Raw genomic sequence first — 16,950 nt, 5'->3', positions numbered from 1 at the left:
GATTTGACCGGTCAAACAGAGGCAGAGTGTGCAGGATGCGCCCGAGACCGCATCCCAGGGAGCCACCGATGCCTCGATCCGAGCGCCCCGTCACGCTCGTGATGCTGCCGCCCCAGACGGCCGCCACCCGCGCCTGGGCCCGCCGCCTCGAGCAGGATGTACCCAAGCTCGCCGTCCACGTTCCCGAGGACGAGGCCGGGGTGCGCGCGCTGCTGCCCGAGGCCGACGCCGCCTTCGGCACGCTCACGCCTGACCTGCTCGCGCTCGCCCCGCGGCTGCGCTGGCTGCAGGCACCCGCCGCCGGCCCCGTGCCCGGGTACTTCTTCCCCGAGATGGCCGGTCACCCGATGACCGTCACGAACCTGCGCGGCATCCACCGCGACGTCGTGGCGACCCACGCGGTCGCGCTCGTGCTCGCCCTGGCGCGACAACTCCCCCTGTATCTGCATCACCAGGTACGCCGGGAGTGGGTGCCGCATCCGGCCGCCCGCTCACCACTGCACTTGCCGAAGGCAACGGTCGTCCTCGTGGGCAGCGGCGAGATCGGTGCGGAGGTCGCCCGGATGCTCGCAGCCTTCGGCTGCCGCATCCTCGCGGTCGACGAACGCCGTACTTCGCCGCCGGCCGGCGCCGCCGAGTTGCACCCGGCCGCGGACCTCGACCAACTGCTACCCGCCGCGGACGTCGTGGTCGTGACCGTGCCGCACACTCCGGAGACCGAGAACATGTTCGACGCCAGCCGGTTCGCCCTCCTGCGCGACCACGCGTTCTTCGTGAACGTCGGTCGGGGTCCGGTCGTCGACGTGGACGCGTTGGCCGACGCGATCGAATCCGGCCGGCTGGGCGGGGCGGGCATGGATGTGTTCCCCGAGGAGCCGTTGCCCGCCGACCATCCACTCTGGGGTCTGCCGCAGGTGATCGTCACGCCGCACTCGGCGTCGTTCGGTGTCGACGACGTACTCGACGACCGGATCTACGACATCATCCGTACAAACGCCGAGTGCTTCGCGAACGACCGCGAGCTCGTCAACGTCGTCGACCCGGCACGCTGGTTCTGACGATGCGCATAGTCGACGCGCAGGTGCACATCTGGTCAGCGGACCCCACCGACTGGGTGCCGCTCGACGGCACAGCGCAGGCCCGCGCGTGGGGGCGGCGTTTTTCCCTCGACGAGCTGCTCGAAGCGATGCGAGCGGCCGGCGTCGCGGGCGCGGCGCTGATTCCACCGCGGTGGGAGGGCAGGGGCGACGCCGTCGTACTCGAGGCGGCCGACCGGCACCCCGAGGCGTTCATCGCGGTGAGCCGGCTCGACCCCTTCGCGCCTCACGCCGTCGGTCGCGCGGGCGACCCGGCGCGCGGCATCCGGGCTGTGCGCACGATGCTCGGCTCGCCTGCCGAGCACGAGCGGATCCTGAGCGGCCACGCGGACCCGGTGTGGGCCGCCGCCGAGTCCCGCGGCACACCGGTGATGATCTACCCGCCGCACGACCTCGGCGTGGTGGAGCGGCTGGCGGAGGCGTTCCCGCGCCTGCGGATCGCCGTCGACCACCTGGGGCTGCCGGTAGGCACCCGGATCGCGGAAGCGACCGACCGGCTGCGCCGGCTCGTCCGGTTGGCGCGGCATCCAAGCGTGTCGGTCAAGGCCACGGCGCTGCCCACAACCGCTGACGATGCCTTCCCGTTCGCGTCGACGCATGACGCGCTGCGCCGAGTAGTCGACGCGTTCGGGCCCGAGCGCGTGTTCTGGGGCTCAGACCTCAGCCGGCTGGAGTGCCCCTACGAGGACGCGGTCGGGCTCGCGCTCGAAGCGCTCGAGGACCACGGTGCAGCCGCTCGCGAACTCGTCATGGGCGGGGCGCTCGAGGCCTGGCTCAGCCCGCGGACCGCCGCCGGGACCGCCGCGTGACCGGCTTCGTGTCGACAGCCTTGGTGTCGAGCGCGCGCGTACTGAGGCGCTGCACCAGCATCGGCTCGAGGGTCGTGATCGCCTGCTCGGGCGGCACGGTGCCCCCGGTCGCGACCGTCAGGAGCCTGTCCACCGCCTCCCGAGCCATCGCCTGCGTCGGCAGCGCGACCGTCGACAGCGGCGGATGTGACTGGTGAGCCGCCTGGATGTCGTCGATCGAGACGATCGACAGGTCGTCGGGCACCGAGCGGCCGGACGCACGGGCTGCCTCGAGCATCCCCAGGGCCGCGATGTCGTGGGAGGCGACGATGCCCGTCACCTCCGGGTGCTCCTGCAGCAGCCGTACGCCGGCCTCGTAGGCGAGCGCCGCGGACGGGCCACCCGTCGCCTGCACCAAGTCGTCGGGCAGCTCGCCACCGAGATCCACGAGCTCTGCCCGCACGGCATCGAGGCGGCGGCGGTGCTCAGGCAGCTGGCCGAGCATGGCGATGCTGCGGTGGCCGAGGTCGTGCAGGTGCCGCGCGGCGAGGCGGCCGGCCGCTTCGAAGTCGAAGGTGACCGCGATGCCACCCTCGGGGATCTCGCCCTCCCAGGAGCAGAACACGTGCGGCACCCGGACGCGCTCCAGTACGTCGAGGTGCTCGGCCACCTGGTGCTCGGCGATCAGCAGCCCGTCGATCGAACGGCGCCTGAGGATGGTGAGCTGCTTCTGGATGCGATCGCTGTCCTCGCCGGTCGTACACAGCACGAGGTTGTAGCCCTGGTCCTCGAGCTGCCGGGCGACCGACTCGACGAGCTCGGCGTAGAACGCGTTCGAGATCGTCGGCAGCATGAACCCGACCATCATGGTGCGCCCGGTGGCGAGCCCGCGAGCGAGCAGGTTGGGCGTGAAGCCGAGCTCGTCGATCGCCTTGTCGATGCGCTCCAGAGTGCGCGGATCCACCAGGTGTGGGCGGTTCAGGGCGTTCGAGACGGTCTGCTTGGTCACGCCCGCGCGCGCCGCGACCTCTCGCATCGTCACCATGTCGGTCCCCTAGCCCTCGATCCGGCCGGCACGGGCCCGCTCTCTCGAATACTAACGCCACCCGCGCCGGGAACGAGCCCGAGCGCTTCCGTTGGACGAAAGGACGTCATGTCGCACCAGCCGCTGGTCCGGACCGATCCCGAGACTCCGATCACTACTCAGCCCGCCGCCACCTGGGCGGCCAACGCCCTCACCGAGCGGCTGCGGCAGCACCCTGGCGACGGCATCGGTTCCGTGCTCGTCCTCGGCACTGACTCGGAACGCGGAGCGGAGCTGTGGCGCGAGGCAACCGGCGACACCCCGTCGGGCGCTGAGGCCTTCGTCGTCATGGCCGATCCTGCCGAGCCCGGACGAACCGTGGTGGTCGGGTCCGATGCGCGCGGCATCGTCTACGGCACATTGGAGATCCTCGATCGGCTCCAGTACGGCGATTGGCAGCCCCTCGACCCCGGACAGCCACTGATCGGCACACCGGACAACCGCGTGCGCGGAATCTTCAGGTCGTATGTCAGCCGGGTCGAGGACTCGCCGTGGTTCCTGGACCGCGGATTCTGGGACGACTACCTCACCGAACTGGCCACCCATCGCTTCAACCGGCTGCAACTGGCCTTCGGGATCGGCGTCGAGTACGGCCACGACCCGGGCGTGACCGAGAACTACCTCCTGTTCTCCTATCCGTTCCTCGTCGACCTGCCCGAGTTCGGCGTCCGTGTGGCCGGACTCGACGACGCTGAACGCCGCGCCAACCTCGACGCCCTTCGCTACGCGAGCTCGGAGGCGGCACGCCGCGGCATCGACTTCTTCGTCGGCTTCTGGACCGCGGGGGTCGAACTGGACGACGGCATTGCCGGGGACTACACGATCGAGGGCATCACGTCCGACAACCACGCGGCGTACGTCGCCGCGGCGATCGAGACGATCCTGACCGAATGCCCCGGCATCGCCGGCATCACGCTGCGCGTGCACTACGAAAGTGGTATCCCCGAGCCTGCCACCGAATTCTGGAAGACCGCCTTCTCCGGCATCGCCGCGGTCGATCGACCGGTCGCGATCGACCTGCACTCCAAGGGACTCGAGGCTGCCACCATCGACGCCGCTCTGACGACGGGCGCGGACGTGTTCATCACGGCCAAGTTCCTCGCCGAGCACCTCGGACTGCCGTACCACCAGACCGCGATCCGGGCCAGCGAGCTACCCATCGAGACCTCCGATGCCGACTTCGCCTCGGTGACCCGGGCCTCGCGGCGCTTCACCCGCTACGGGTACGCCGACTACCTGCGCGATGATCGCCAGTATCGGGTCGTGTACCGGCACTGGCCCGGCACCCAGCGACTACTGCTGTGGGGCGACCCGGCGCTCGCAGCCGGCTTCAGCCGGGTTGCGTCGTTCGGCGGCGCCGACGGTGCGGAGTTCTTCGAACCGCTGTCCTACAAGGGACGCAAGGGCTCCGGGCGTCCCGGCGGACGACAGGTCTACCGCGACAAACATCTGGCCGACGGCGCCGCGGAATGGCGCAAGTATCGCTACACCTATCGGTTGCTCGGACGGCTGATGTACGACGCCAACGCCGATCCTGGCCAGTGGCGCCGGCTGCTCCGGTCCGAGTTCGGCCAAGCGGCGGGGTACGCCGAGGAGGCCCTGGCTGCCGCGAGCAGGATCCTGCCGCTGGTCACGATCGCCCACGGTGTCTCGGCCGCCAACAGTGTCTACTGGGCGGAGATGTACGAGAACCTCGGGATCGCCCGCGGCGGCTCGCCGAACCCCTTCTACATCAGCGATTCGCGGCCACCGCACACCTTCGGCGCCGCCGCCTCCCTCGACCCGGAAGCGTTCACCACGATCATCGAGTTCGTCGACGAGGTCCTCACCGGCACGCCGAGCGGACGGCTCACCACCTTCGACGTCGCCCGCATCCTCGACGACCTCGCGTCGCACGCCGAGCAGCAAGCGGCCGCCCTCGCCGGCTCCTTCACCGAGCCCCGGCCCGCCGAGGTGGATCGCTGGCTCGTCGACATCCGCGCACAGGTCGGTCTGGGCCGGTTCTTCGCCGACAAACTGCGGGCCGGCGCCGGTTACGAGTTCCATCAGCGCACCGGCGTACGCGATCACCTCGGCTATGCCGTGGATCGGCTGACCGAGGCATCAGAGCACTGGCGAGAGGTCGTCGCGGCGACCAGCGGGTACGAGCGTGATCTTGCCTTCGGCAAGGATTCGCACCTGCGAGGTCACTGGGCCGACCGCCAGGAGTCGATCGATCGCGATCTGACCGAACTACAGGCGGAGTACGCCGAAGCTCCGGAGTCCGCCGAGACGTCGATCAGCCTCGACGAGCTCGCTGCTCAATCGCCCGTCCCGCCGCCGGCGGTCACTCACATCCCGCCCTCCCACTTCACACCCGGCGAGGAACTCATCATCGAAGCGACGGCACCGGCCGGCCTGCAACTCGAGCTCCGCTACCGATCCGCCAACCAAGCCGAGTCCTACCGCTCCACGCCGTTCACGGGCAACAGCGACCGCCTACGCGCCACTATCCCTGGCCCGGAGACCGATTCCCCCTTTGACCTCATCTACTACCTCATCGCCCGAGACCCCGCCGGTCACACGTGGCACCTCCCCACCCACGGCCCCGACCTAGCCAACCAGCCCTACCACGCCATCCCCCGCCACACACCCGCCTAACCTCCCCAGCGCGGCTCGTGAGCCGACGGGTGTTCGGCTCGGGGGCCGTTCGAGCCGTCAGGTCCGTGCTGGGCTCGACCCGGTCGCCGATGAGCCGGGGGGCCCTGGTGGAAGGGGTCCCCGGGCTTGGCGCGCTTCGACGATGCCGAACCAGATTGCCCAAGCGGGATAGGCGAGGTAGATCCCGAGCCAGCCGAGCTGCGCGATCCAGATCCAGCCGGGTGCGGTCGCCATGTCGTCGAGACGGAGGAGAATCCCGGGCACCGCGACTACGCCGAGGGCCATCAGCGCACCGGCGAGAACACCCAGCGACCGGAGTCCTCGAGGCCACGCGCCGGCTTGGGGGTTGCTCCGGTTGAAGGTCACGAGCCACGCTCCGATTCCGGCGAACCCCAGGCTCGACACGAGCCCGGCGAGGAAGAAGCCGGTCGTCTCGGACATCACGAGCGCTGACCCGGCCACCGTGATCGGCGCACCGATGAGCGCCGCGCCGACGGCGAGTCGACCGGCGCGGCCCGCAATGTGCCGCCGGAGCTTCCACGCAAGGCAGGCACTCAGTACGCCGGTCGCAGCGTTGCCGATGTCGTTGATCGCGCCGAACGGACCACCCACGACGAAGTACGTCCCGAGCAACACCGCGCTGCCGGCGGCAACGACGCCGACGGCGACGGCCAGCCGCCCCGTGTCCCGATCCTCCGCGTAATTCATGCTCGACCTCCCCCGCCGAATGTGAACCTTCGTCCCCAGCAGCGAGTATTATTTGTCTGCCACCAACAGTCAATAGAATGGGACCATCGAATGCCTCGTCCCTACAACCTCGGCCGACGGGCCACCCCGAAGGCCGAAACCCGGGCACGGATCGTCGCCGCGGCCCTCGAGATCTATCGCGATCGCGGCCTGGCCGCCGCGTCCAACCTGGCGATCGCCCAGGCAGCGGACGTCGCCCCGGCCACGGTGCGAAACCACTTCCCGCAGCAGGACGACCTGGCGCGAGCGACGTTCGACGCCATGCTCGCCCAGCTCCGGATCCCGACCGCGGCGATCTTCGACGGTCTCGGAGGCATTCGCGAGCGCATCGAGCGGCTGGCCCGCGAACTGGCGGCTTTCTACGAGCGGAGCCGGCCCTGGTGGCGGGTGTACGAGCGAGAGCCGGAACTGATCCGGGCCTGGGGCGGCGGCGTCGACCGGTACTACGCCGACGTCGAGCGCCTGATGCTCGCCGCGCTCGGCGACCTGTCGTCGGACGAACGGTCGCTGGCGATCGTCGCATCATTCATCGGACCGCCGGCGTTCTTCGCCCTCAAGGAACGCGGCTTCAGCTCGGACGAAGCCGTCGAGTTGACGCTCGAGCTCGTACTCCCCTGGCTCGAACGGCGCCGCGACGACCTGGCTACCCGGAGTTGACGCAACCCTCCACGAGGCAACCCGGCAAAGCGCCGAGCAGAGGTCATCCGGCTGGGAGGATGTCGCGGCGTGCTCGCCGGGACCACACTCGAGGCGCGCGTCCAGCGAGACCGCCTTGTTTGGGGGTACGGATGTTCTTCGCCCTGCCCAGCCTGCTACTCGCCGTCACCCTGCTCGTCATCGTGCTCGGATCCTGCACCCTCGGCGTACTCATCGGCCGCCGGCTCCGCGGCCACCACGAACCCTGGCGCGAACCCATCGGAGTCATCCAAGCCGCCCTCCTCGGATTCGTCGCCCTCATCCTCGCCTTCGGACTCACCATGGCCGTCGGCCGCTACGAAACCCGACGCGTCGAACTCGTCACCGAAACCAACGCCATCGGCACCACCTACCTCCGCGCACAAACCCTGCCAGAACCCGTCCGCAGCCAGTCGCTGGAACTCCTCAAGCGCTACACCGACCTGGAGATCCGCCTGTCGACCACCCGCCCCGGCTCCCCCGCGGCCCGCCGCGTCATCGCCGACGGCGAAACCATCCAACGCCAACTCTGGGCACTGGCCGACGACGCACTCCGAGACGCCCCCGTCGCGAGCGCCCCACGCCTGTACGTCGACAGCCTCAACACCATGATCGACAGCCAAACCTCCCGCGTCGCCGCCCTCGGCAACCGCGTCCCCACCTCCGTCCTCATCCTCGAAGTCGTCGGCGCATCCGTAGCACTCGCACTACTCGGCCTCTACCTCACCGTCCTCGGCCGCGGCCTCCTCCCCGTCACACTCGCCGCCGTCTTCGTAACCCTCCTCCTACTAGTCACCTTCGACCTCGACCGCCCCACCCGCGGCATCATCACCGTCCCCTACACACCACTCACAGAACTACGCGCCTCAATGGACCTCCCACCCGCAGCCGGAGGCGGCTAGCCTCGGTCGGCTGGGTGCCGTGATTGGGTCATCGGTTGGTGGTTGCGATGAGGCGCTCGGCTACGTCGCGCAGCTTCACGTTGCCGTCCTGGGACAAGCGGGCCAGGAACGCGAAGGCGCGATCGTCGCGCAGGTGATAGCGCTCCATCACGATGCCGACCGCCGTACCGATCCGGCCACGGGTCCGGACCGCCTCGCGCAGATTGTGGATCTCGCGGGCGTAGTCGATCGCCATCGCCGCCTGGTGCCGGAACAGCTCACCGATCGTCCCGAGATCGCTGAACGCACCGAGCGTGCGTGCGTACAGGTTCAGTGCGCCACGCGACTTCGGAGCATCGAACAGGCGGATCCCCGCCTGTGCCTGGATCCCTTCGGCCACCGCGCTGACCGCGTAGCGCGGAAATCGCTCGTCGTGCGCCAGGTCAGGCGCCGCGACATGAACGGCGTCCGCCGCGGCGTCGTAGCACGGACCTTCACGCAGTTCGTACTGCGCAGCGTCGAGACCCCACAGCATGTCGTCGGTCGGCGCAGCCGTCTCCAGCCGGCCGTCGCTGTGCAGGATCGTGATGCTCGCGTAGTCGGTGTCCGGCAACGATTCGACCGCGGCGGCCGTGATGCGACTCAGCGTGTGGTCGAGGTCGCCAGGAGTCAGCGTCTTCGCCAGCTGCTGGGCGAGGTCCAGAAGTCCGTCGTCATTCACGGCATTCCCAGTACCCCGGATAACGACCCGAATGCACGCTCGTGCCTGGCATACATGGTCGGGGGATCGGCGGGAACCGGGCCGGCAGGTAGTTGAAAGGCCCGCGGGCTCGTCAGGTGCTGAGGTCGCGCGCGTTGAAGGAAGCAGCGCGCGCGACCGCCCAAAGTATCGCGCTGGAGGCCGGGTCGCATGGCCGTGGGTACAGCGCGGCCACCACACCCAGGGGAAAGGACACTGAGATGCCCGGAGATGTTGTCGATCTGATCATGCAGGACCACCGGGAGGTCGAGCGGCTGTTCGACGAGCTCAAGGACAGCCCGGAGAAGCGCCCGAACCTGCTGCCGGTGCTGACCACTCTGCTGACCGCGCACAGCCGCGCCGAGGAGGCCGAGGTCTACCCGGTCGCTGCCTCGGAGGCCGGTGAGAAGGAAGAGGTCTCGCACAGTCAGCAGGAGCACATCGAGGCCGACCAACTGCTCGCCAAGCTCGCCTCGACCGATCCGGAGTCGGCGAAGTTCGACAAGGTGCTGCAGAACCTCATCGATGCGGTGTCACACCACGTCGACGAAGAAGAGACGAAGGTCCTGCCCGGCATGCGCGCCAACCTCTCGGACGAACGCCGTGAGCAGCTCGGTGCAGCGTTCGTTGCCAGCCGCAAGCAACATCTCGGCGAACAGCCTGGCGACATGACCCGCGACCAGCTCGCCCAGCAGGCCAGCAACGCGGACATCCCCGGCACCTCGGGCCTCAGCAAAGCTGCCCTGAAGAAGAAGGTCGAACGCCAAGCCGACCTCTGATCCTGGTTCTGCACACAGACCGGATTCAGAAGCGCTACGGCCAGGTGCCGGCTGCGGTGAATCGCAGCCGTCTGAGTCGCGCGATGGTGTCGGGAGTCGAGTGATGGTGGATGGTCAGCCACCCGTGGTGTTCGGCGGCCGCACAGTTGGCGGGGTCGTCGTCGATGAGTAGTGCGCGCTGTCGGTCCGGTGCCGGCAGGACGGTGTCGGCGTACCGGAAGATCGCGGAGTCCGGTTTGGCGAGCCGGATCTCGTGGGACTTCACCGTCGCGGTGAAGACCTCCTGTCCGGCCAGCATGCGGGCGCGATGGGGTTCCCACTCGGCGACGCTGTTGGTGAGGAGACCGACCGGTACGCCGTGACCGGCGATGCGCTGCAGTTCGTCGAGGAAGGCCTGGCCGACCGGCCGATCGGCGTACCAGTACTCGTCCCACTGACGCAGGTCGATGCGCGGCGTCGTGGACAGGCACGCGGTGAGCCGGTCGGCCCACTCGCGCTGGGACAGGATTCCCAGTTCGAGCGGGCCCAGTCCGTGCAGGCCGAGCCGGCCCGCGACCTGCTCGGCGGCCGCGGCCAGTTCGGGCCACGAGACACCGCTCGCGGCGGCGACCCGTTCCGCGGCCTGCGCCACAGGTGGCGTCAGTACGCCGCCGAAGTCGGACCACACGACGCCCACCGTCGTACTGCTCATGGCAGCCGCGTGCCGTCGGGGCCGAAGCGATGCAGGCGTTCGGTCGGAACCGCGACGCGCGCGCTGTCGCCGGGCACGAGCCACCGCTCGCCCTCGCGCTGCACGAGCGTGAATCCGCCGTCCGGTCCAGTGCACCGCACGTGCTGCCCGTCGCCGGTGTACTCGCACGACTCGACGACGCCTTCGATCAGCAACGCATCGGCCGATCCGGGCTCCAGCTGACCGTCGGTGGGCCGCCAGCCGATCCGCAGACCATCCCGGTCGTGCAGGTTCATCGGCGGGAAGCCGAGGAACGCGGCGACGAACTCGCTGGCCGGACGCCGGTAGAGCTCGTCCGGGCTCCCGCTCTGCGCGACGACACCGCGGTCCATCACGACGAGATGGGTCGCCATCGAGAGCGCTTCCTGCTGGTCGTGCGTGACGAGGACGAGCGTCGTACCCAATTCCCTGTGCAGGCGGGTGATCTCGGCACGGGCCGACGCGCGCAGTTGCGGATCGAGTGCGGACAACGGTTCGTCCAGAAGCAGGAGCGAGGGCCGGCGCACGATGGCCCGGGCGAGCGCTACCCGCTGGCGCTGACCGCCGCTGAGTTGGGCCGGACGCCGTCCCAGCAGGTCGTCGAGCCCGAGGAGTGCGGCGACTTCGCCGACCCGGGTACGGATCTGCTGCCGCGTCGGCCCCGACCGCCGGTCGTGCCGGGCCTGGAGGCGGAGCCCGAACGAGATGTTGTCCTCGACGGTCATGTGTGGAAACAGGGCGTAGTCCTGGAACACCATCGCCACGTCACGCTCGCCGGGAGACCGCATAGTCACCTCGTCGGCTCCGATCCGCAGTACGCCGCGGTCCGGGACCTCGAGACCCGCGATCGTCCGCAGGATTGTCGACTTACCGCATCCCGACGGCCCGACGATCACGGTCAGCGAGCCGGCCGGGATGGTGAGGTCGACGCCGTCCAGAGCGACAACAGCGCCGAAGGATCGGGTCACGCCGACGAGTTCGACCTGGGCCGGGACGAGCGTCGGTCGGGGCGGGGACGAGAGAATGGTCATCGCAGTCCTGAGGTGAGGAAGGCGTCGGTGATCCGGCGCGAGGCGGCGAAGTACACGACCACGATGGGCAGACTCGTCAGGGTGGCGGCGGCGAGCAGGCCGCCGTAGTTGATGCCCTCGGCCGTCTCGAACTGGGCGAGTCCGACCTGCACGGTGGTGTGCAGCGCGTCGGGAGTGATGAGCAACGGCCACAGGTACTCGTTCCAGGTGGTGATGAACACCAGGATGCCGAGCGCCGCAATCGCCGGCCGCAGTCCGGGCAGCACCACGTGCCACAGCACCTCATGTGGGCGGGCGCCCTCCAGCCGCGCGGCAGCGGTCAGCGACGGCGGTAGCGCCTCGACGTGCTGCAGCAGCACCAGTACGGCGAGCGCCGACGAACCGAGCTGCGGAACGATGAGTCCCGCCTCGGTGTTCAGCCAGCCGAGCCGAGCCGCGAGCAGGAACTGCGGAACGATGAGCGCCTGCGGCGGGATCGCGAGCGAGAGCGTCGTGAGCAGGAGTACGACCGAGCGCGCCCGCCGCCGGGCGTGCGCGAGCGCGAAGGCGGCGAGTACGGCGATCACCAGTTGCCCGACGGCGACGCCGGTCGCCATCACCGCGGTGCGTCCGATCAGCTCGCCGGCCGGCCAGCGGGTCAGGACGTCGGTGTAGTTGGCGATCGTCGGATGAGAGCTGACCGGAGCGAGGTCGAACACCTCGTTCGCCGGTTTGAACGACGTCAGGATCGCCCACAGCAGTGGGAATACGGTCACCAGGGACAGCGCGACGAGGACGACGTGCCACCCGGCCGCGGCGAGCGGAACGGTTCGGTGGGTGGTCCGGCGCAGGTCAGTCATGCCGGCGTCCTCGCTGGACCAGCAGCACGGCCGCGCCGACGACGGTGAGCGCGAGCAGAACGAGCATCGCGGCAGCGGAGGCCTGGCCGATCTGGAAGAAGCCGAAGCCGAGCGTGTAGATGCGGTAGTACACGGAGTCCGTCGTGTGGTCGGGACCGCCCTGGGTGAGCACCGCGACATTCGTGAAGGGCCATTGCCCGGCCAGTACCAGGCTGAGCAGAGCAAGCACGATGGTCGGCCGGACCAGCTGTGGCAGGACGACGAACCGCATGGTCTCCCACGTGCTCGCCCGTTCGAGGCGGGCCGCTTCGAGCAGCCGCCGGTCGAGCCCCGACAGCGCAGCGCCGTACAGCAGCATGTTGAACGCCGTCACCCGGGCGGCCGTGATCACGACGATCGTGAGCAGTGCGGTCGACGGTGAGCCCAGGAGGTCGACCGGCGGCATACCCATCGCCTCGAGCACCCTGGCCAGCAGGCCTTGCAGCGGGTTGAGCAGGAACCGCCACGCCACGGCTGCGGAGACGGGGGCGATCATGACCGGAAGGAAGAGCAGCGATCGGTAGACCAGCGCGGAGCGCCCGGGACGCATCCACAGCATGGTCGCGATGCCGAGCGGTACGACCGTTGCGAACGGCAACAGCCCGAGCGCGTAGAGTACGGTCTGCACCGCGGAGCGGACGAAGTCGCGGTCGCCGAGCACGGCGCGGAGGTTGTCGAGTCCGGACCAGCTCGGGGCGTCGGTGAGACGCCAGTCGGCGAAGCTCAGTGCGAGGGTGACCAGCGCCGGCCCGTAGATCCACACCCCGAGCGCGACGAGCAGCGGGGCGAGGTAGCCCCACCCGCTGCGCGGCGTCGTACGAGTGGTCGCCTGAGTGCTCACTGACCGACCAGGTCGCGGATCCGGCCGGCCGTCGTGCCGAGGGTCGAGCGGACGTCCGCCCCGCGCATCACGATCGGCTCGATCGCGTCGTCCTGCATCATCACCACCGCCTGGTTGGCCCGCGGTCCGGAGAACGACTGGTACGGGCTCACCGCGGCGAGCTGCTTCAGCGGCGGAAGCAGCAGCTGGTGGTCCTCGAAGTACTTGCCCAGGTACTGTGGGTCGGCCACGATGTCGGCGCGCAGCGGCAGGTAGCCGAGGTCCTTGGTGATCATCGTGTATCCCTCCTTGCTGGTAAGGAACTTCACGAACTGCCAGGCCGCCGCCTGCTTCGCGGGATCCTTGCTCAGCACGATCAGGCCGGCCCCGGAGAAGGTCGGTCGCGGGACCGACCGGCCGAACGCGGGGAACCCGGTGCTGCGCAGCTCGAACTTGCCCTTGGCCGCGGCCTCGAGCTGACCGGACAGCGCCGTACTGACGACGAACATGCCGAGGTTGGCCTTCGCGAAGTCGCTCAGCGCGTCCTCCACCCGGACGGCGGGCTGCAGGCCCGAGGTGGTCAGGCCTTGCACGGCTTCGAGCCCCGCGACGGCCTGGTCGGAGTCGAGCGCCACCGAACCGTTCGCGCCGATCAGCGAGCCGCCGGCCGAGTCGATCACCGACTGGGTCAGGTAGTCCGACTTGCCTGGGTCGACGATCCCGAAGTACACGCCGTGATGACCGGCGGCGACGATCGCCTTGGCGCTGGTGCGGACCTCGTCGATCGTGGTCGGCGGGTGCGCCGGATCCAGGCCCGCGCGCTTGAACAGATCGGCGTTGTAGAACAGGGTCGGCACCGAGACGGTGTACGGCAGCGCACGGACCTCACCGCCGGAGGTCCCGGCCGTGAGGAAGCCTTGCTCGATGCCTTTGACCGACGCGTCCCAGTCGTTGCCGGCCACGGACTTCAGTGACTGCGTGGGCAGGGTCTCGAATGCTTCGGCGAGCTTGCTGTACCCGATCTGCACACGTCCGGTGCCGCCCCTGCCGCGACGGCGGCCTTGGTCTTGGTGAGAACGTCGGCGGTCGCCACACCCTGCGGCTTCACCGTGATCTCGGGGTGCAGTTGCGCGAAGCGGTCCAGCAGAGCCTGGGTGCCGGTACCCGCCGCGCCCTGGGTGCCGTAGTTGTACGACGTGAAAGTGATGGTGGTGTGGCCGGCAGCGGCCGAGCCGGACTGCTCGGCCGGCGAGCAGGCGACCAGGCCGAGCAGCGTGCCGGCCCCGAGCACTGCTGCGGACACGGTGTGAAGGCGCTTCATGCGGAGACCTTTCGAGTCGGTACGACGGGAATGCGGTGACCGGGATCGGCGATCCGGACCGGTCCCCCGAACTCGCCGGCGGCACGTTCGCGGTGCCACTCGAGGTCGAGTGGATCGGTCGACGAGAAATGCGTGAGGACGAGTTCAGCGGCCCCGGAGTCGGCCGCGGCCCGGCCGGCGTCACGCGAGCTGAGGTGGCCGTGGCCGCTGCGGTCGGATTCCCGCAGCGTGCTCTCGCTCAGCAAGAGTCCGGTGCCTGCGGCAAGGACTGGGAGAGTGTCGGTGACTCCGGTGTCGCCGGTGTAGACCAGGCTCGTCCGCGCGGACTCGACCCGGATACCGCAGTTCGGGGCGGCGTGGCGGAGCAGCTCGAACCGGACCGAGAGGTGGCCGACGGCAACTGTCTCGCCGGGCTCGTACTCATGGACGGCGAAGGCGACGTCGAAGGCGCGATCGAGCAACGGATGAGTGGTCACCGGGAAGAGCCCAGCCAGCGACTCGAGCACTTTGGTGGATCCACGAGGCACGAACAACGGCGTCCGTGGGACAGATTCGTCGAGTTCGAGGTCCGCGCTCTCGTCGGTCTGGCGGATCCGGCGGCGGAGGAGCAGTTTGCCCAACGGCAGCAGGTCGTAGACGTGGTCGGAGTGCAGATGGGTGATGGCGACCGCGTCGGGCAGGCTCGCCGGGCTGACGGTGCCGAGGCGCAGCGCCGTACCGGGGCCGGCGTCGAGTTGCAGCGCGATGTCGCCGTCGCGCACGAGGTAGCCGCTGCTCGCGTGGCCGCCGGCGGGCATACCGGCCATGATGCCGAGGGGATGAAGGTCCATGAACCGCTCTCGATCCGGGACGCCCGGGGCGGCGTCGCGGACCCATGCTCGGACGGGTCTCCGGCCGTCATCAACGACCGATTCGTGATCGGCCGATCGGTGCGGCCGATCGGTGATCAGGCTTTACGCACGGTCTCGGCCAGGCGGACGAGTTGTGCGACCGTGCTGTTCACCAGAGGTTCATCGGCCGACTCGCTCCAGGCCACGTGAATTGGCAGGCTCGGCTCGGCCGGGGCGAGCCGGAGCACGTGTACGCCGTTCGCCCGGTGCTGCTCCGCACGGGGCAGCGAGCAGAAGCCGATCGCGTCGCTGGTCTCCAGTTCGAGCAGGTAGCCCGACAGTTCGGTGGTGCTCGGCGTCCGCGGCAACTCGGTTCCGTAGCGGGCCGCGGTGGCGACGAGGGCTTCCTCGATCACGGTGCCACCGCCTTGGTATCCGGTCATCCTGGGGAAGCTGAGCACCTCGTCGTACCGCAGTCGCTCGCGCCCGGCCAGCGGGTGTCCCGGCCGGACCATCGCGACGACCGGTACGTCGAGCAGGTGTGCGCTGGTGACCCCGGGAACGACGACCGGCCCGTAGACGAGCGCGAGGTCGAGGTCGCCGCGACGCAACGCCCGGAGCTGTTCCGGCGAACCCATCTCCCGCAGCATCGTGGCCAGGCCCGGGTTCTGGGCACGCAGGTCCTCGAGCAACGGGAGCAGCAACAGCCGGCTGGCCGGGTAGTTGGTGGCGATCCGCAATGCGTCGTACCGGCCGGCCGCGACCTCACGGGCCCGATGTACGGCGTGGTCCGCCGCGGACAGCACTCGCTCGGCCTCGGCGAGGAACACCTTGCCCGCCGGCGTCAGCCGTACTGTCCGCGAACTGCGGTCCACGAGCCGTACGCCGACGTCGCTCTCCAACCGCTGCAACTGCTGGCTCACCGACGCCTGCGCCAGAAACATCCGCTCCGCCGCCCGGCCGAAGTGCAGTTCCTCGGCGATCGCCCGAAAGATCTCCAGCTGCCGCAACTCCATGCCCCCACGCAAACCGAACCACGTGAACAACAGGAGACCGGTCCGGCGGAGCTAGGTCGTGGCAACCTGGCGGGCATCTGACGAACGGGGCAGGCTCAGGACGGCACCGATGAGGAAGCACAGGGCGCCGAGTGCGGTGCACCAGTTCGCGGCGGCCAGGTCGAGGATCGAACCGGTGGACGGTACGACGAACGAGGCGATGGCCGAGATCCCGAACAGGACGCATCCGAGCAGGTTCACGGCGACCGTCGTCCACTCCCGGTCCAGGCGCTTCGGGCGCAGCCCAGGTCCGGCCGTGACCCGGTAGGCCAGCCAGCCGGACACGAGGAAGCATGCCGAGCCGAAGACGTCGGGCGTCCAGATCAGCCGGTTCTCCTGCTGCGTCGACAGGCTCTCCTGCATCGCGGAGAACGTACTGAGGTTGAACAGGAGAGTGCCGATGAACTGAACCGCGGCACTCCACCATGACGGGTCGCGACCCCAGCGATGCCCGCGCCGGACGGTTCCCTCCCGCAGTTCCATGGCTGCGGCGAGGGTGAAGAAGATCGAGCCGACGAAGAAGACCACACCGTCCGCCGCGGCCCCCACCAGCTGGACGAACCCGGGGAACGGTCCGATGAGGAAACAGGCCGACCCCACCGCGAACCCCACCGCGATCGCGCGGTCCCAACCCACCCGGGTGGCCGGCCTCCGAACGGAAACCAGCGCGTGACCTATCACGTGCACACCACCCTCACCCGCCGACCGTAGAGCCGCCCCCGGCACACACGCTTCCCCCGGCACGGATGACCTCAGCGGGAGACACCGGTTCCGCAAAGGCGCCGGCGTGCGGACACGCCGGCGCCTGGGTCGCTGAACCCGCTCACGGGCAAGGCGTCACCGGGAACGACGTACTCGGTCCCGACGATCAACCGT

At 69.4% G+C, this 16,950-nt stretch carries 18 protein-coding genes; 6 read left to right on the top strand and 12 right to left on the bottom strand.

Annotation, left to right across the window (positions count from 1 at the left end; translation table 11 throughout):
• The first annotated feature begins 68 nt into the window (after positions 1-68).
• Entirely contained in the window at positions 69-1,058 is a 990-nt protein-coding gene (locus tag ACGFH6_RS36215; protein ID WP_393393426.1) for a D-2-hydroxyacid dehydrogenase, read from the top strand.
• Between the two features lie 2 nt (positions 1,059-1,060).
• Positions 1,061-1,906 carry an amidohydrolase family protein gene (locus ACGFH6_RS36210; RefSeq protein ID WP_393393424.1) on the top strand — a complete coding sequence of 282 codons (846 nt, stop codon included), beginning with the start codon at positions 1,061-1,063 and terminating at the stop codon, positions 1,904-1,906.
• On the opposite strand, the gene ACGFH6_RS36205 is transcribed toward ACGFH6_RS36210, so the two are convergent.
• On the bottom strand, positions 1,872-2,930 hold the full coding sequence (locus tag ACGFH6_RS36205) for a LacI family DNA-binding transcriptional regulator (protein ID WP_393393421.1): 1,059 nt from the start codon (positions 2,928-2,930) through the stop codon (positions 1,872-1,874). The two genes, ACGFH6_RS36210 and ACGFH6_RS36205, sit on opposite strands and share 35 nt — an antisense overlap.
• 108 nt (positions 2,931-3,038) lie before the next feature.
• Here ACGFH6_RS36205 and ACGFH6_RS36200 point away from each other — a divergent pair, with 108 nt between their 5' ends.
• Entirely contained in the window at positions 3,039-5,609 is a 2,571-nt protein-coding gene (locus tag ACGFH6_RS36200; RefSeq protein WP_393393418.1) for a hypothetical protein, read from the top strand.
• Between the two features lie 57 nt (positions 5,610-5,666).
• On the opposite strand, the gene ACGFH6_RS36195 is transcribed toward ACGFH6_RS36200, so the two are convergent.
• Positions 5,667-6,317 carry a hypothetical protein gene (locus ACGFH6_RS36195; protein ID WP_393393415.1) on the bottom strand — a complete coding sequence of 217 codons (651 nt, stop codon included), beginning with the start codon at positions 6,315-6,317 and terminating at the stop codon, positions 5,667-5,669.
• A 90-nt stretch (positions 6,318-6,407) separates the two neighbouring features.
• Here ACGFH6_RS36195 and ACGFH6_RS36190 point away from each other — a divergent pair, with 90 nt between their 5' ends.
• Entirely contained in the window at positions 6,408-7,013 is a 606-nt protein-coding gene (locus ACGFH6_RS36190) for a TetR/AcrR family transcriptional regulator (RefSeq protein WP_393393412.1), read from the top strand.
• A gap of 131 nt (positions 7,014-7,144) precedes the next feature.
• Positions 7,145-7,933 (top strand): hypothetical protein, encoded by a 789-nt coding sequence (locus ACGFH6_RS36185; RefSeq protein ID WP_393393409.1) that lies wholly within the window; start codon positions 7,145-7,147, stop codon positions 7,931-7,933.
• Between the two features lie 28 nt (positions 7,934-7,961).
• Here the strand turns inward: ACGFH6_RS36185 and ACGFH6_RS36180 are convergent, their stop codons facing one another.
• Positions 7,962-8,633: an ANTAR domain-containing protein gene (locus ACGFH6_RS36180; protein WP_393393405.1), complete on the bottom strand. Its 672-nt coding sequence runs from the start codon at positions 8,631-8,633 to the stop codon at positions 7,962-7,964.
• 239 nt (positions 8,634-8,872) lie between these two features.
• Here ACGFH6_RS36180 and ACGFH6_RS36175 point away from each other — a divergent pair, with 239 nt between their 5' ends.
• The gene (locus tag ACGFH6_RS36175; protein WP_393393402.1) at positions 8,873-9,430 is read left to right on the top strand and encodes a hemerythrin domain-containing protein; all 558 of its coding nucleotides are present in this window, start codon (positions 8,873-8,875) and stop codon (positions 9,428-9,430) included.
• A 34-nt stretch (positions 9,431-9,464) separates the two neighbouring features.
• Here the strand turns inward: ACGFH6_RS36175 and ACGFH6_RS36170 are convergent, their stop codons facing one another.
• From ACGFH6_RS36170 to ACGFH6_RS36130, 9 genes are all read right to left on the bottom strand, one after another.
• A complete protein-coding gene (locus ACGFH6_RS36170; protein WP_393393399.1) occupies positions 9,465-10,121 on the bottom strand; it encodes an HAD family hydrolase in 657 nt (218 codons plus the stop codon).
• The gene (locus ACGFH6_RS36165) at positions 10,118-11,170 is read right to left on the bottom strand and encodes an ABC transporter ATP-binding protein (protein WP_393393397.1); all 1,053 of its coding nucleotides are present in this window, start codon (positions 11,168-11,170) and stop codon (positions 10,118-10,120) included. Before ACGFH6_RS36165 ends, ACGFH6_RS36170 begins: the two co-directional genes overlap by 4 nt.
• Complete coding sequence (locus ACGFH6_RS36160; protein WP_393393394.1) at positions 11,167-12,009, bottom strand: carbohydrate ABC transporter permease; 843 nt, start codon at positions 12,007-12,009, stop codon at positions 11,167-11,169. Before ACGFH6_RS36160 ends, ACGFH6_RS36165 begins: the two co-directional genes overlap by 4 nt.
• On the bottom strand, positions 12,002-12,889 hold the full coding sequence (locus ACGFH6_RS36155) for a carbohydrate ABC transporter permease (protein ID WP_393393391.1): 888 nt from the start codon (positions 12,887-12,889) through the stop codon (positions 12,002-12,004). Before ACGFH6_RS36155 ends, ACGFH6_RS36160 begins: the two co-directional genes overlap by 8 nt.
• On the bottom strand, positions 12,886-13,896 hold the full coding sequence (locus ACGFH6_RS36150) for an extracellular solute-binding protein (RefSeq protein WP_393393388.1): 1,011 nt from the start codon (positions 13,894-13,896) through the stop codon (positions 12,886-12,888). Before ACGFH6_RS36150 ends, ACGFH6_RS36155 begins: the two co-directional genes overlap by 4 nt.
• Complete coding sequence (locus ACGFH6_RS36145; RefSeq protein WP_393393386.1) at positions 13,836-14,189, bottom strand: extracellular solute-binding protein; 354 nt, start codon at positions 14,187-14,189, stop codon at positions 13,836-13,838. Before ACGFH6_RS36145 ends, ACGFH6_RS36150 begins: the two co-directional genes overlap by 61 nt.
• The gene (locus ACGFH6_RS36140) at positions 14,186-15,019 is read right to left on the bottom strand and encodes an MBL fold metallo-hydrolase (protein WP_393393384.1); all 834 of its coding nucleotides are present in this window, start codon (positions 15,017-15,019) and stop codon (positions 14,186-14,188) included. Before ACGFH6_RS36140 ends, ACGFH6_RS36145 begins: the two co-directional genes overlap by 4 nt.
• A 116-nt stretch (positions 15,020-15,135) precedes the next feature.
• On the bottom strand, positions 15,136-16,035 hold the full coding sequence (locus ACGFH6_RS36135) for a LysR family transcriptional regulator (RefSeq protein ID WP_393393382.1): 900 nt from the start codon (positions 16,033-16,035) through the stop codon (positions 15,136-15,138).
• Between the two features lie 51 nt (positions 16,036-16,086).
• Complete coding sequence (locus tag ACGFH6_RS36130; RefSeq protein ID WP_393393379.1) at positions 16,087-16,710, bottom strand: hypothetical protein; 624 nt, start codon at positions 16,708-16,710, stop codon at positions 16,087-16,089.
• Positions 16,711-16,950: the final 240 nt, after the last annotated feature.

Source organism: Kribbella sp. NPDC049227 (assembly GCF_043197265.1).
In the GTDB taxonomy this organism is placed as follows: Bacteria; Actinomycetota; Actinomycetes; order Propionibacteriales; family Kribbellaceae; genus Kribbella.
This window is presented reverse-complemented; position numbering and strand designations above follow the sequence as displayed.

What these genes read in the sequence shown, in the direction of transcription:
- ACGFH6_RS36215 (WP_393393426.1), top strand. Translation starts at nt 69, where the DNA reads ATGCCTCGATCCGAGCGCCCCGTCACGCTCGTGATGCTGCCGCCCCAG.
- ACGFH6_RS36210 (WP_393393424.1), top strand. Translation starts at nt 1,061, where the DNA reads ATGCGCATAGTCGACGCGCAGGTGCACATCTGGTCAGCGGACCCCACC.
- ACGFH6_RS36205 (WP_393393421.1), bottom strand. Translation starts at nt 2,930, where the DNA reads ATGGTGACGATGCGAGAGGTCGCGGCGCGCGCGGGCGTGACCAAGCAG.
- ACGFH6_RS36200 (WP_393393418.1), top strand. Translation starts at nt 3,039, where the DNA reads ATGTCGCACCAGCCGCTGGTCCGGACCGATCCCGAGACTCCGATCACT.
- ACGFH6_RS36195 (WP_393393415.1), bottom strand. Translation starts at nt 6,317, where the DNA reads ATGAATTACGCGGAGGATCGGGACACGGGGCGGCTGGCCGTCGCCGTC.
- ACGFH6_RS36190 (WP_393393412.1), top strand. Translation starts at nt 6,408, where the DNA reads ATGCCTCGTCCCTACAACCTCGGCCGACGGGCCACCCCGAAGGCCGAA.
- ACGFH6_RS36185 (WP_393393409.1), top strand. Translation starts at nt 7,145, where the DNA reads ATGTTCTTCGCCCTGCCCAGCCTGCTACTCGCCGTCACCCTGCTCGTC.
- ACGFH6_RS36175 (WP_393393402.1), top strand. Translation starts at nt 8,873, where the DNA reads ATGCCCGGAGATGTTGTCGATCTGATCATGCAGGACCACCGGGAGGTC.
- ACGFH6_RS36170 (WP_393393399.1), bottom strand. Translation starts at nt 10,121, where the DNA reads ATGAGCAGTACGACGGTGGGCGTCGTGTGGTCCGACTTCGGCGGCGTA.
- ACGFH6_RS36165 (WP_393393397.1), bottom strand. Translation starts at nt 11,170, where the DNA reads ATGACCATTCTCTCGTCCCCGCCCCGACCGACGCTCGTCCCGGCCCAG.
- ACGFH6_RS36160 (WP_393393394.1), bottom strand. Translation starts at nt 12,009, where the DNA reads ATGACTGACCTGCGCCGGACCACCCACCGAACCGTTCCGCTCGCCGCG.
- ACGFH6_RS36145 (WP_393393386.1), bottom strand. Translation starts at nt 14,189, where the DNA reads ATGAAGCGCCTTCACACCGTGTCCGCAGCAGTGCTCGGGGCCGGCACG.
- ACGFH6_RS36140 (WP_393393384.1), bottom strand. Translation starts at nt 15,019, where the DNA reads ATGGACCTTCATCCCCTCGGCATCATGGCCGGTATGCCCGCCGGCGGC.
- ACGFH6_RS36135 (WP_393393382.1), bottom strand. Translation starts at nt 16,035, where the DNA reads ATGGAGTTGCGGCAGCTGGAGATCTTTCGGGCGATCGCCGAGGAACTG.